This is a genomic window from Specibacter sp. NPDC078709, assembly GCF_040686795.1.
In the GTDB taxonomy this organism is placed as follows: Bacteria; Actinomycetota; Actinomycetes; order Actinomycetales; family Micrococcaceae; genus Specibacter.
In genome coordinates this window covers 366,635-379,199 of sequence record NZ_JBFBLU010000004.1, presented here as the reverse complement: position 1 = coordinate 379,199, position 12,565 = coordinate 366,635, and the positions used below count along the sequence as shown (strand labels likewise).

Here is a 12,565-nt window from a genome sequence, read left to right as displayed (position 1 = left end):
GAGGGCGGGCCTGTTTGTTGCTGGAACACAGCTTCCGGGATCGGCGGGTCCCAATATAAGGTACGTTTCAAGCCCCCAAAGGGCTGGAAGTACAGCAGCTGGGCAGTCGTCAGATGGACAGTCGTCGTGAGCGAACGCTTCGCAGACAAACGGGGCGCTAACCCGCGCACTCGAGTCGCCAGATATGGCCCGCTTAATCGCATTTTCGGGGCCAGATATGTCGACTCGAAGATGGTGATCGGAAGAAGCAACTGACACGCTCGGGCTGTACACACATTTTGGCCGCTAACCCCAACGCTAACCCCAAACTTGGCCGCTAACCCTAAAAGGGTACAAAAGAGGGGCCCTGGTGATCCAGGGCCCCTCTGTCAACGCACTTGCCACTCAAAGTGGTGTTAGTCGACTGAAACGGGTGCCTTTTCGTGCAGGCGGCTGGTCTCGTCGTGCCAGGTTGCCGCCAAGGGCTTCAACGTGGCTTCCACTGCCCGGGCGTGGTGGCCGCAGAAGAGCAGTTCACCGCCGGAGGATTCCAAAACTACCCGCACATATGCTTGTGCGCCGCAACGGTCGCAACGGTCGAGGGTTGTCAGCTCGGGGCTGCTGATGGTCGTGGTGGTCATGATGGCCTCCTTCATAAGTTCCTGTACTTTATACAACCACCATTAGTGCGAGTTGCTTCCATCGACGCGGGGTACTTTCGCTAACCGCGTATCCTGCCGGATCAGTGCTGGCGCGGCAAGCCTGTAACAACAACGCAGCACCAGCCGTTAACCTTAGATATTGATACGCCAACCAAACCTCGAAGGAGTATGTCCACAGTGGCACGCCAGAGTTCTGATTACAGTGCACGCCATCTCTCTGTTCTGGAAGGGCTGGAGGCTGTACGTAAGCGCCCGGGCATGTACATCGGATCCACCGACTCCCGCGGCCTGATGCACTGTCTGTGGGAAATCATCGACAACTCCGTTGATGAGGCCCTGGCTGGATATGGCCAGAATATTACCGTTATCTTGCACAAGGACACCTCCGTTGAAGTGCACGACGACGGCCGCGGCATCCCTGTGGATGTGGAGCCAAAGACCGGGCTGACCGGTTTGGAAGTTGTTTTGACCAAGCTTCATGCTGGCGGCAAGTTTGGCGGCACTTCCTATGCGGCGTCGGGTGGTCTCCATGGTGTGGGCGCCAGCGTGGTCAACGCCTTGTCGTCTCGGATGGACGCTCAAGTGGATCGTGGCGGCAAAACCTATCAAATGAGTTTCCGCCGTGGCGAGCCCGGCCACTTCAAAGATACTGGCCGGAGCCTGAGCCCCGATGTGGCCTTTGAGCCGTTCACTGAGGCCTCCAGTCTTGACGTCGTCGGCAGCACCAAACGCGGTGTGACCGGCACCCGGATCAGGTACTGGGCCGACAGGCAAATCTTTACGGCAGATGCCAAATTCTCCTATGACGAGCTCGTTGCCCGTGCCCGGCAAACTTCCTTCCTGGTTCCAGGTTTGAAGATCAAGGTGGTTGACGAACGCCGCCTCGCCGGGACGCCGGGGGAGTTTGCCACACACGAGGAGATTTTCCACCACGACGGCGGTATCTCCGAGTTTGTGGACTTCCTTTCCGTGGGCGGGTCGGTGACAGATATTTGGCGACTCCAAGGACACGGCACTTTCACCGAAACTGTGCCCGTACTGAGCGCTGAAGGGCGGCTTGTCAGTACGGCTGTGGAACGTGACTGCGAGGTGGACATCGCCCTGCGCTGGGGTGTTGGCTACGACACCACCATGCGCAGTTTCGTCAATATCATCGCTACTCCCAAGGGTGGCAGGCATCAAGAAGGTTTTGAGCAGGCGCTCCTGAAAACGTTCCGCAAGGTCATTGAGTCCAACGCCCGCAAGCTCAAGGCCGGCAATGACAAGGTCGAAAAGGACGACGTCATGTCGGGCTTGACAGCCGTTCTGACCGTTCGGCTGGCCGAGCCGCAGTTTGAGGGACAGACCAAGGAAATCTTGGGCACGCCTGCGGTCAAAGCCATCGTGGCCAGGGTTGTGGAAAAGACACTCAAGGAGAAGCTGGAATCAACGGCCCGCGCGGAAAAGGTGCAGGCCGCCCAGTTGTTGGAAAAAGTGGTTTCAGAGATGAAATCCCGCATTTCAGCCCGTGTCCACAAGGAAACGCAGCGCCGTAAGAACGCGCTGGAGACTTCCTCCCTGCCTAATAAGCTGGCGGATTGCCGCAGCACCGATGTCCAGAAGAGCGAACTGTTCATCGTCGAAGGTGACAGTGCGCTCGGAACTGCCAAGATGGCTCGATCTTCTGATTTTCAGGCCCTGTTGCCGATTCGAGGGAAGATCCTCAATGTGCAGAAGGCTTCCGTGGGGGACATGCTGGCCAACGCCGAATGTGCCGCCCTGATTCAGGTGGTGGGGGCTGGATCCGGACGTAGTTTTGACTTAGAGTCGGCACGCTATGGCAAGGTCATTCTCATGACGGATGCCGATGTGGACGGCGCCCATATTCGTACCTTGCTGTTGACGTTGTTCTTCCGTTACATGCGCCCCATGATCGACGCCGGACGTGTCTTTGCCGCTGTCCCGCCACTGCACCGGGTGGAGATCATCCATTCGGGCTCTAAGCCTAACGAGATGGTGTACACCTACTCCGAGCAAGAACTGCATGCCCTGCTGGCAAAGTTGGAGAAGGCTGGCAAGAGCTATAAGAAGCCCATTCAGCGCTACAAAGGTCTGGGCGAGATGGATGCAGACCAGCTGGCCGAAACCACCATGGATCCCCGCCACCGCATGTTGCGTCGGGTCACCAGTGCCGACGCGGATCGTGCAGAACACACCTTTGAATTACTCATGGGATCCGAGGTAGCCCCGCGCAAGGAATTCATTGTGGCCGGCAGCGAACAACTGGATCAGGACCGCATCGACGCCTAGTTCAGAAGGCCGGGGACCAGCAGCAGCGCTGTGGGGATGGCCAGCAGCAGCAGTGCGGCGGCAATCACCAGGATCTGACGGCTGGCCGCCAATGCCGTAGCGGGTGTCAGGAGTCTGCTGAGCCGCGCCGAAGTGGTGCTGGGCGTGTCAATGAGGGCTGCGTTGTCCGCCATCAAAGTATCCGCGGGGACTTGGGCTGAGCCGCTGGCAACCAAGGCGATGGCGGTGACCAAGGTGGGCTTGTCAACGGAACGTAAGGCGACGTCGTCGGCCATTATTTCTATCAATGAGGAGACCGACTGCTGGGCAAGTTTTGAGGTGGGCAACCACGGCAAGGCGGATCGCCAGGCGGCAAAAGCCCACAGCAGCAGGTGGTGGCGTTGAGCCAAATGGGTTTGTTCGTGGAGCAGGACCGCACGCAGCTCATCGGGGGACAACAGCTCCAAGAGCCCCTCTGAGAGGACCGTGACCGAGCGCGAACCGCCCGGCAGGCAATACGCAACGGGAGCCTGATGATTGATGACCAGGGTGTGCGGGCGGTCGGCGGACGGCGAGCTGAGCAGGTGCAAAAGATCTCGGTGGCGGCGGCGCTGGCGCTGAATGCGAAAGTATGTCAGCCACAGGGTGAATACCAAATGCGCCGAGAGCAGGGCCGCAGCGCTGAGCGCGAAGGCGTGCAATACGCCCAACGTGTCCAGGGATTCCTGGCCCAGAAAGATCCGGAGTAGTCCGTGCAGGCCACTGGCCAGACTTTCGCCCAGCGTCACCAGACCGTAGCAGAGCATGGCCCCGATCATGGAAAGACCACCGGCGAGGGCTATCGATTGCCACAGCACCATCGCAGCAAACGGTGCCCGGGCCGGCCACGCGGCGCGGGACAGCAGCACGGGCACCGGCCATGCCAAGATCACGGCCAAGGCGGCCAGGAGCCAAGAGGTCCAAAACATGATCTACAACCTACCGTGTCCGGCCGCTGTAACGCAGCCGGAGGGCGCCGATGTTAGGAACGTCCTAAGAGGTTGCGCAGTGTCTGCGCTTCGCCGGCGCTGACGGTGCCGATGAAGCGGGCAAGAACTGCTTCGCGGTCGGGGGCTGAGCCCAAGACCTCGAGCATGAGTTCAGCAGTGTGCTCTTCGCGGCTAGTGACGGCGCGGTAGCGGTGCGGGCGTGAGGCGCGTTCGCGCTCCACGAGGCCCTTTTTCTCCAAGCGGGAAAGCACTGTGAGCACTGTGGTGACGGCCAGCGGCCGCGATTCCACGTTGTCTTCTGAGGTGCGTTGTGAGAGCAAATCGCGCAGCATATTGGCCGTAATGGCCTCTTGGTGCTCCCAGAGCAGGTCCATGACGGCTCTTTCCAAATCTCCAAGCGTTGCCATCAAAATCCTCTACTTAACTACCAGCATCAAAACAATCATCAAAAGTATTGAGAGTACGCCAATCAAGCGCACAACACTAAATATACAGCTTTTGACAACAATGTTCTACGCGGGGTAGAACTTAGAGTTCTACGGAACGTAGAAAATGCTGCAAGGCCTGAATATTTTTGATCGATGAGGGGAAAATTGTGGAAGCTCTGGACATTGCCAGGTGGCAGTTCGGAATAGTGACGGTGTACCACTTCCTGATGGTCCCGCTCACTATCGGGCTGGGCACGCTGGTGGCCATACTGCAGACGCGATGGCACAAAACGGGCAACGTAGCGTACCTGCGCATGACGAAGTTCTGGGGCAAGCTGTTCCTGATCAACTTCATCATGGGCGTGGCGACGGGCATTGTCCAGGAGTTCCAATTTGGGATGGCGTGGAGTGAATATAGCCGCTTTGTGGGCGATGTCTTCGGCGCGCCGCTGGCCATGGAATCCCTCCTGGCGTTCTTCGTGGAGTCCACGTTCCTGGGCCTGTGGATCTTCGGCTGGAAGAAACTCCCCGCCAAGATCCACCTTGCATGCCTGTGGATAGCGGTGTGCGGCTCCATTTTCTCGGCCTACTTCATCCTCGTTGCCAACTCGTGGATGCAGCATCCCGTGGGTGTTGAAATGCTTGACGGGCACCCGGTCATGGTTGACGCGTGGGCGGTCTTCACCAACAACACCGCCCTCGTGGCGTTCTTCCACACCATCACCGGCGCGCTGGCTGTGGCCGGCGGATTCCTGCTGGGCATCGCCTGGTACCAGTTGTGGCGCCGCCGCAAGGACGGCATCGACACCGTGGATGCCAAGGGCCGTGTCGTGGTGGGCGAGTCCGCCACCATTCCCGGGCGCGATAGGAAGGACCACTCCGTCTGGATCAAGTCGCTGCGGATCGGGGCCGTGGTGGCGATGATCGCCTTTGCCGGATCCGCCGTGTCCGGAGACTTGTCCGGGAAGCTCATGTTTGAGCAGCAGCCCATGAAGATGGCCGCCGCCGAGGCTGCCTGCCATGACGGCACCGGCTTCTCCATCCTGTCCCTCGGCGATCTGGGAAGCCGCGACTGCTCCGACGTCGTCGCCGTCATGGAAGTCCCCGGCCTGCTCTCCTTCCTGGCCCACAACGATTTCGACACCGAGATCAAGGGCGTGAACACCCTCATTCCCGAGTACCAGGAGAAGTACGGCAAGTACCTTCCGGATGACCCCATGTACGGCGACCGCGCCGGCACCGAAATCAACTATGTCCCGATCATGCCCGTCACTTACTGGGGCTTCCGCATGATGATCGGCTTCGGCGGGCTCGCCGCCGCGGCCGCAGCCGTTGCCCTGTGGATCACGCGTAAGGGCACCGTGCCGCGCTCCAAGGGCCTCATGCGCCTGGCCCTGATCGGCATCCTGGCCCCGTTCGGCGCCAACGCCGCTGGCTGGATCTTCACCGAGATGGGCCGCCAGCCCTTCGTGGTAGCCCCCAACCCCTCCATGTCAGGGGTTGACCAGGTCTTCCTGTTCACGGCGGCCGGAGTCTCTCCCGGGGTCTCGGCCGGGGAGATGGTCTTCTCCCTCGTGGCGCTGACCAGCGTCTACGCGGTCCTGCTGGTGGTGGAGGTCATGCTGCTGACCAAGTACATCCGTGGCGGAGTGGTCTCGGCCATGCCGGAGCTTGACCAGACGAAAAAGAAGGACGACGGCGACGGCGGCACTGACCCGGGAGGGGACGCTGATGACGATGTGCTTGCGTTTGCTTACTGATTCGCGCGGCATCTGCACCCCTGACTTGCCTACACCCCTGACTTGCCTGCACCCCTGACCTGCTGCTGAAGCCGAAGGATTAATGATGGATTTTTTGCCCACTCTGTGGTTCATATTGATTGCCGTGCTGTGGATCGGCTACCTCTTCCTCGAAGGCTTCGACCTAGGCGTCGGCATGCTGATGAAGACCTTCGCCCGGGGTGAAAAGGAACGCCGCGTGCTGCTGAACACGGTAGGTCCGGTCTGGGACGGGAACGAGGTCTGGCTCATCACGGCCGGCGCGGCCACCTTTGCCGCGTTCCCGTTCTGGTATGCCTCCTTGTTCTCCGCCCTGTACATCCCGCTCGTGTTTGTGCTGCTGGCCCTGATCTTCCGGGCCGTAGCCTTTGAATACCGCGGCAAGATTCACAACGACCTCTGGCGCAGGGTCTGGGACTGGGCCATCGCCATCGGCTCCTTCGTTGCTGCGTTCGGCATCGGCGCCATGCTGGCCCTGACCACTACCGGCTTGCCGCTGAATGAGAACGGCGACCGCGTGGGTGGACCCTTCGCCTGGTTCACGTGGTACGCCGTGATTGGTGGACTCGCCGTGGTCGGTTTTGCCATTATTCAGGCTGCAGCCTTCGTGGCTCTGAAGACCGACGGCGATATCCGCCACCGCGCCCGCCGCCTCGTGGGCCGGTGGATGCCTGTGGGACTGGCACCCATGGCCGTGTGGGCCATTGCCGTGGCGTTGGAAAACGGCAAATGGTTCAGCTGGTTGCTGATCGCCGTGGCCGTTGCTGCCGCAATAGTTTCCTGGTTCGCGAACAGGGCAGGTCGCGAAGGCTTCAGCTTCCTGGCCATGGGCGGCTTCCTGCTTGCCGGCGCCTCCGCCATTTTCAGCGCCGTCTACCCTGTGGTGCTGCCCTCCACGCTGAACCCGCTGTGGAACCTGACCGTGGAGAACGCGTCCTCATCAAGCTACACACTGGGCTTGATGTCCATTGTGGCTGCCGTGGGCATCCCGCTGGTGCTGGCATACCAGGCCTGGACCTACTGGATCTTCCGCAAGCGCATCTCCGTAGCTCACCTGCCCGAACCGATCGACTTTGCCCCCGCTGTGGGACTGGCTCCAGCCGGTGCCGTGCGCGAGGGTGAACTGGAAGAATCAACAACAGGCGGCAAGTCCTAATATGAGCATGCGACCCGTACTCCCCGCTAGCCGTTCCACCAGGGTGGCCTTGGCCGGTTTGGCCGGACTAGCTGCCGCCAAGGCAGTTGGATTGGTGTTGGCCCTTGGCGCTCTGGCCCATGCGCTGAGCCAGTGGGCTGGCGGTGGCGCCCTGGACAGCACCAAGCTGCTGGTGCAGGGGAGTGCGGGCGCCATCCTGCTCGCAGCGGCCGTGTGGGGACAGTCCATTCTGGCCCGGCGTGCGGCACTGGGTGCAAAAGAGGAACTGCGGAGCAAACTCGTCGCCCACCGTCTGGACCCGCGCAATGGCGGCCAGGGAGGTGCCGTAGGTGCCGAAGGCATGCTGGCCAGCCGCGGGCTGGACGGTCTGGACAACTACTTCGCCACCTACCTGCCGGCCCTGGTCAGCTGCGCCGTATTGCCGCTGATGGTCGGTCTTCAAATCCTCATCTCCGACTGGGTCAGCGCCCTGATCGTGGTGCTCACGGTGCCGCTGGTGCCGGTGTTCATGATCCTGATTGGCTTCCACACCCAGGAGCGGGTGGAAGCAGCAGCCAGCGGACTTGACCGCCTCTCCAACCACTTGCTCGAACTGGCCCGCGGACTGCCCGTCCTGGTGGGTCTGCGCCGCGCCAGCGCCCAGCGCAAGGCCTTGGCCGACGTCTGTGAGGCCTACCGCAAAACCACCATGGCAACCCTGCGCACCGCATTCATATCCTCCATGGCCCTGGAACTGATCAGCACCATCTCCGTGGCCGTCGTGGCCGTCTTCATCGGCGTGCGTTTGGTCAACGGGAGCATGGGCTTGGAAGCCGGGCTGCTAGCGCTCATGCTGGCCCCCGAGTGCTTCCGCCCGCTGCGTGACCTGGGTGCCGCCCACCACGGCAGCGAGGACGGCGTGGAGGCACTGCGTCGTGTCAATGAAATTCTCGACGCCGGAGCCCCCTCGCAGTCAACCACACCTTCCGCTGGGGGTACCTCGGCCAGTGCCGTGGTTGTGGCCAGTGACTTCAGCGTCCGCTACCCGGGCCGAAGTGAACCGGCTGTTGACGGATTCACTGCCGCGCTAGCTCCCGGCGCGGCACTGGTGCTGGCCACCCCCAGTGGCACCGGAAAGTCCACCATTCTCGCCGCACTTGCTGGCATTCTGCCTGCCGGGGAATTCGGCGCCGAAACGTTCGGGGAGCTGGTGGTCCGCAAACCGGACGCGGTGGTTTATGCCTCACAGCACCCCGTCTTCACAGAAGAGAGCGTTGCTGCCGAGGTGGCCCTCTATGCCGCCGGTCCCGAAGAGCTTGAGGTGGAGCCAGGGCTGGTTGCCGCCGTTTTGGGCCGCGTCAACGCAGCTCATCTGGCCGGACGTGCCGTGGTGGACTGCAGCCCGGGCGAACTGCGCCGGGTGGCCGTGGCCCGAGTCTTGGCCCGCATTGCCGTTGACCCGGCGGTGGAGCTTGCCCTGTTGGATGAGCCCACAGCCCACCTGGATCCCGTCTCGGCACAGGCCGTCAGGACGGAAATCGGCCAGTTGCAGGGGAGGGTCGCCGTGGTTGTGGCAACCCACGACCCGCTGCTCGCGCACGCTTTGAGTGCCGGTGCCCCTGCCCCTGCCGGAGAAGCACGGGGAACCGCCGCCCCTGCCACGGCAATGCCGGCACTGACAGCCGCATCAGCTGAGCCGGCCGTCCTTGCACAGGCAGCACCTGTCCACGGGGAAGCTGAGCCGGCCGCCGGCTTCAAGTGGCGCCACCTGCGGGCCCTGCCACTGCTTTCGCCGCGCTTTGCCGCAGGGGTGCTGGTCTCAGCCCTGGCCACACTCAGTGCTGCGGCGCTGTCCGGGTTTTCCGGCTGGCTCATTGTCTGGGCTGCCGCGCAACCGCCCATTCTGTATCTGATGACCTTGATTGTTGGGGTGCGGGCCTTCGGTATTGGCCGCTCCGTGCTGCGGTACTCCGAGCGTCTGCTGACGCACGACGCCGTATTCCGCTGGGCTGCCGAATTGCGCCTGAAGTTGTGGGATTCTCTGGGTTCCTCAGTGCTGCACTGGGGGAAGCTGACCCGATCCGGTGGTGCGCTGGGCACGCTGGTAGCCGACGTGGATGAGCTACGCGACGCCGTGCCCAGGGTGGTAGTGCCCATTCCTGCCGCCCTGATCTCCTACGGTGCCGTCCTGCTCACCGTATTCTTGCTGGTGCCCGAAGCCACCGGCATCGTCGTGCTGCTGGGCCTGCTGGCGTTGGTCTTGCTGCCCCTTCTGGTGCTGGCCGCCCAACGCCGTGCCTCGGCCGCAGCCGCCGTGCACAGGATCTGGCTGGCGGAGCGCGCCACCACGCTCTTCGCCGCAGCAGACCAGCTAGCTGCCAACGGCGTGGGTAAGGTTCAGGCCGCCACGTTCACCAGAGCCGACGCTGCCGTGGCCAAGCCGCTGCGCCGGCTCGCCTGGGCTGACGGCTTCGGCCAGGGTGCCGTGAGCCTGCTGACCACTCTGGCCGCACTGCTGGCCGCCACAACAGCAATCGGGGCCGGGGTGGATCCCCGCGCAGCCGCCGTGGTCGCACTGCTCATGCTGGCCCTGGCTGAACCTCTGGGACAGTACATTGACGCGGTCAGCGCCCTGCCGGCCCTGGGCACGCTGATGAACAAGACCTTGCCCCTGCTCGACGCCCCCACCACGGTGCAGCAGGCAACCACAGAAGCGGCTGGCCCGGCAGTGGACCGCCTCGCCGTCTCCAACATCTCAGCCCGCTACCCCGGCGTCTCCCATCCCGTGTTTACCGGGATCAGCGGAGGCACCCAGCGCGGGCAGTGGTGGAGCGTCAGTGGCCCTTCAGGGGCTGGAAAGTCAACACTGCTGGCCGTCCTCCTCGGTTTCCTCAAGCCCGAGGCAGGCAGCTACCAACTCAATGGCGAAGAGGCCACCACGACGACGCTGGGCCGGATTGCGTGGTGCCCGCAGGACGCCTACCTGTTCAACTCCACCCTGCGCTCCAACCTGGCCCTGGCCCGCCCCGCCGAAACCCCTCCCACAGAAGCCGAGCTGCTCGAGGCCCTAACCACTGTGGGTCTGGGCTCGTGGCTCGACGGCCTGCCGTTGGGTCTGGATACGCGGGTGGGACCCGGCGGTCACCACCTCTCCGGTGGACAGCGGACCCGAGTGTCGGTGGCACGCACGCTGGTGGCGGGGGCCGACGTCGTACTTCTGGATGAGCCAACAGCCCACCTGGGGCAGGACGAAGCTGTGGGGCTGATCGAGGATCTGCGGCAGTCTCTTGCCGATGCCTCGGTGGTTTTGGTGACGCACGACGGCGAACTGGCCGAGCGCGCGGACACTCACCTTCGGCTGTCGGACGCTGCGTTGGAAACGGCGGGGGCCCGGCTTTAGGCTTGGGGGATGACTCCTTCCCTTTTTGGCGCTGCTCATCCCTTCCCGCACGTTGCGGGTCTGGAGTTCCGTCCGCTGGTTCCCGAGGACGTTGACTCGTGGCTGGCGCTGGTGAAGCGGATCGCGGCATTTGAGGAGGCCCCCTGGCATGCCCAGCGTTCGGAACTGGAGGCAGTGGTTACCGATTCCCTGAACCCCGCTGTGAGCAATACGTTGGGAGGAGTTGATGCCGACGGCGTGCTGCGTGTCTATGGTGCGGTGGCGAAGAGCCCGGACGGGGACAAGTCCGACATCTGGGGCGGGGTGGATCCGCTGTGGCGTCGTCGTGGCGTGGGTGCGGCCGTGTTGCTCTGGCAGGAGAGGCAGGCTGCGGCACGTTTCGCCGCCGACGGGGCCCGAGTGGCGAAGGTGCGCCTCCATGTGGAGGAAAACAACGCTGGAGCGCGGGCTCTCTTGTCCGTGGCCGGCTATTCGGTGGTGCGGTATTACGCTGCGATGCAGCGAAGCCTGGAGCGGATTCCTGCGGTGCCTATGCCGGCGGGGATCACGATTGTGGCCCTGACTGCCGAACTCAGCGATGCCGTGCGCTGCGCCCACAACGAGGCTTTTGCCGACCATTGGGGATCCGAGCCGCGGTCACCGGAACGGTGGGCAGTGCAAATGCGGCATGAGCTTATGCGCCTGGATCTGTCGACGGCCGCTGTGGATGATGCCACCGGTGAGGTCGCCGCATACCAGTTGGCAACCGTGGACCCAGCTGCCGCGGTAGAGTTCGGCGCCGGGGAGGGATACACCGAACTGCTGGGTGTGCGCAGGGCCTGGCGCGGACGCGGACTCGCCCCGGCAATGCTGGCCGATGCCATGCGACGATTTGCGGCCGCCGGGCTGGGCTGTGCGGGCCTGGACGTCGACACCGAGAACCCCTCCGGGGCATTGGGCCTGTATGAACGCATGGGCTATCTGCCGGTGCGGCGCTCCATGGTGTGGGACAAGGTGCTCCACGACGCCCCCTCTATTAGCGCCTAAGCGTTCCCGGCGGCTAGCGAACCCGGGAACACCAGTTGCGGGTGCTTGGAGTCCCACCGTGGGAATGACTGAAGTATCCAGTACAGCAGGAACAAGGCCAGCGCCAGCAACTCACAGATGAGCACCGGCGGCACGGCGAAGGATTCGAGCCAGCCTCCGTAGATCACGGCTACGGCCACCGCGGCATCGAACAGAAAGCCTATGGCAATGATCCAATACAAGCGCTGGTACAGCCGGGTCGGGCGGGCGCCGTGGTGCTGTTCAAAGGCCTTAGCCACGGCGACCGAGCCGATCGCTAGAAAAAACAAGATCGCAGCGCTGACGTGGGCGTACTGTATGAAGACGTCCCGGGCGAAGGCCCAGCTCAGAGCCACGACGAGCAAGAGGCCGCTGGCCCCCAACAAGGAACTACGGACGGCCAAAAACTCGAGGTTGCGTCCCTTGAAAATGAAGAAGGCGGCAACGATAATCACCACGCTCACCAGCAGGTAGGTGGTGATTCCATTGAACACATCAAGATGGTTGGCGGACGGCACACAGCTGTCGGCGGAGCCGCACTCTATGGTGATACCGGGCACAGATCCGGGGACCAAGGGGGTTGGCACTAAGGCGACCAAGGGAGCCAGCAGACCTGCCACATCCAGCAGCGCCCGCTCAACCCCCGTTCCTGAAATGGCCAGCAGCCCCAGCGACGCCGCGATCAAGGCGCCGACGAACACTGTGCGGGCCGGCGTGTAAAAGTAGGCACTGACGGAGGACAGTACACCCACCTGCGTCATGGCTACGGCGACGGACACAAAAATGAGCAAGACGGTTCCGCCTATTCCCATCCGAAGATAACGGTAGGTCCGTTGCAAAGACGCAGGATCCGTCAGGTTCGGCGGCGGGGGAGTACTGTCT

Annotated in this window: 9 protein-coding genes; 5 read left to right on the top strand and 4 right to left on the bottom strand. The window is 62.8% G+C overall.

Translation table 11 applies throughout. From position 1 onward, the window contains the following. Positions 1-395: 395 nt before the first annotated feature. Positions 396-620, bottom strand: a complete 225-nt coding sequence (locus AB0P14_RS10420; RefSeq protein ID WP_363841378.1) for a hypothetical protein — start codon at positions 618-620, stop codon at positions 396-398. 189 nt (positions 621-809) lie between these two features. Here AB0P14_RS10420 and AB0P14_RS10415 point away from each other — a divergent pair, with 189 nt between their 5' ends. Then, positions 810-2,930: a DNA topoisomerase IV subunit B gene (locus AB0P14_RS10415; protein WP_363841375.1), complete on the top strand. Its 2,121-nt coding sequence runs from the start codon at positions 810-812 to the stop codon at positions 2,928-2,930. Here the strand turns inward: AB0P14_RS10415 and AB0P14_RS10410 are convergent. Next, positions 2,927-3,877, bottom strand: coding sequence for a M56 family metallopeptidase (locus AB0P14_RS10410; protein ID WP_363841372.1), 951 nt, complete (start codon positions 3,875-3,877; stop codon positions 2,927-2,929). The genes AB0P14_RS10415 and AB0P14_RS10410 overlap by 4 nt on opposite strands. 53 nt (positions 3,878-3,930) lie before the next feature. Beyond that, positions 3,931-4,305 (bottom strand): BlaI/MecI/CopY family transcriptional regulator, encoded by a 375-nt coding sequence (locus tag AB0P14_RS10405; protein WP_363841369.1) that lies wholly within the window; start codon positions 4,303-4,305, stop codon positions 3,931-3,933. 188 nt (positions 4,306-4,493) lie between these two features. Between AB0P14_RS10405 and AB0P14_RS10400 the strand changes: the two genes are divergently transcribed. From AB0P14_RS10400 to AB0P14_RS10385, 4 genes are all read left to right on the top strand, one after another. After that, positions 4,494-6,086: a cytochrome ubiquinol oxidase subunit I gene (locus AB0P14_RS10400; protein WP_363841366.1), complete on the top strand. Its 1,593-nt coding sequence runs from the start codon at positions 4,494-4,496 to the stop codon at positions 6,084-6,086. An 85-nt stretch (positions 6,087-6,171) separates the two neighbouring features. After that, positions 6,172-7,260 carry a cytochrome d ubiquinol oxidase subunit II gene (gene cydB, locus AB0P14_RS10395; RefSeq protein ID WP_363841363.1) on the top strand — a complete coding sequence of 363 codons (1,089 nt, stop codon included), beginning with the start codon at positions 6,172-6,174 and terminating at the stop codon, positions 7,258-7,260. Position 7,261: 1 nt separating this feature from the next. Further along, the gene (gene cydC, locus AB0P14_RS10390; protein ID WP_363841361.1) at positions 7,262-10,639 is read left to right on the top strand and encodes a thiol reductant ABC exporter subunit CydC; all 3,378 of its coding nucleotides are present in this window, start codon (positions 7,262-7,264) and stop codon (positions 10,637-10,639) included. A 9-nt stretch (positions 10,640-10,648) separates the two neighbouring features. Beyond that, positions 10,649-11,665, top strand: coding sequence for a GNAT family N-acetyltransferase (locus tag AB0P14_RS10385; protein WP_363841359.1), 1,017 nt, complete (start codon positions 10,649-10,651; stop codon positions 11,663-11,665). Here AB0P14_RS10385 and AB0P14_RS10380 read toward each other — a convergent pair. Then, positions 11,662-12,474 carry a hypothetical protein gene (locus AB0P14_RS10380; protein ID WP_363841357.1) on the bottom strand — a complete coding sequence of 271 codons (813 nt, stop codon included), beginning with the start codon at positions 12,472-12,474 and terminating at the stop codon, positions 11,662-11,664. The two genes, AB0P14_RS10385 and AB0P14_RS10380, sit on opposite strands and share 4 nt — an antisense overlap. Positions 12,475-12,565 lie beyond the last annotated feature (91 nt).

Coding starts and splice junctions, on each gene's coding strand:
- AB0P14_RS10410 (WP_363841372.1), bottom strand. CDS start 3,877: ATGTTTTGGACCTCTTGGCTCCTGGCCGCCTTGGCCGTGATCTTGGCA.
- AB0P14_RS10405 (WP_363841369.1), bottom strand. CDS start 4,305: ATGGCAACGCTTGGAGATTTGGAAAGAGCCGTCATGGACCTGCTCTGG.
- cydB (WP_363841363.1), top strand. CDS start 6,172: ATGGATTTTTTGCCCACTCTGTGGTTCATATTGATTGCCGTGCTGTGG.
- AB0P14_RS10420 (WP_363841378.1), bottom strand. CDS start 620: ATGACCACCACGACCATCAGCAGCCCCGAGCTGACAACCCTCGACCGT.
- cydC (WP_363841361.1), top strand. CDS start 7,262: ATGAGCATGCGACCCGTACTCCCCGCTAGCCGTTCCACCAGGGTGGCC.
- AB0P14_RS10415 (WP_363841375.1), top strand. CDS start 810: ATGTCCACAGTGGCACGCCAGAGTTCTGATTACAGTGCACGCCATCTC.
- AB0P14_RS10385 (WP_363841359.1), top strand. CDS start 10,649: ATGACTCCTTCCCTTTTTGGCGCTGCTCATCCCTTCCCGCACGTTGCG.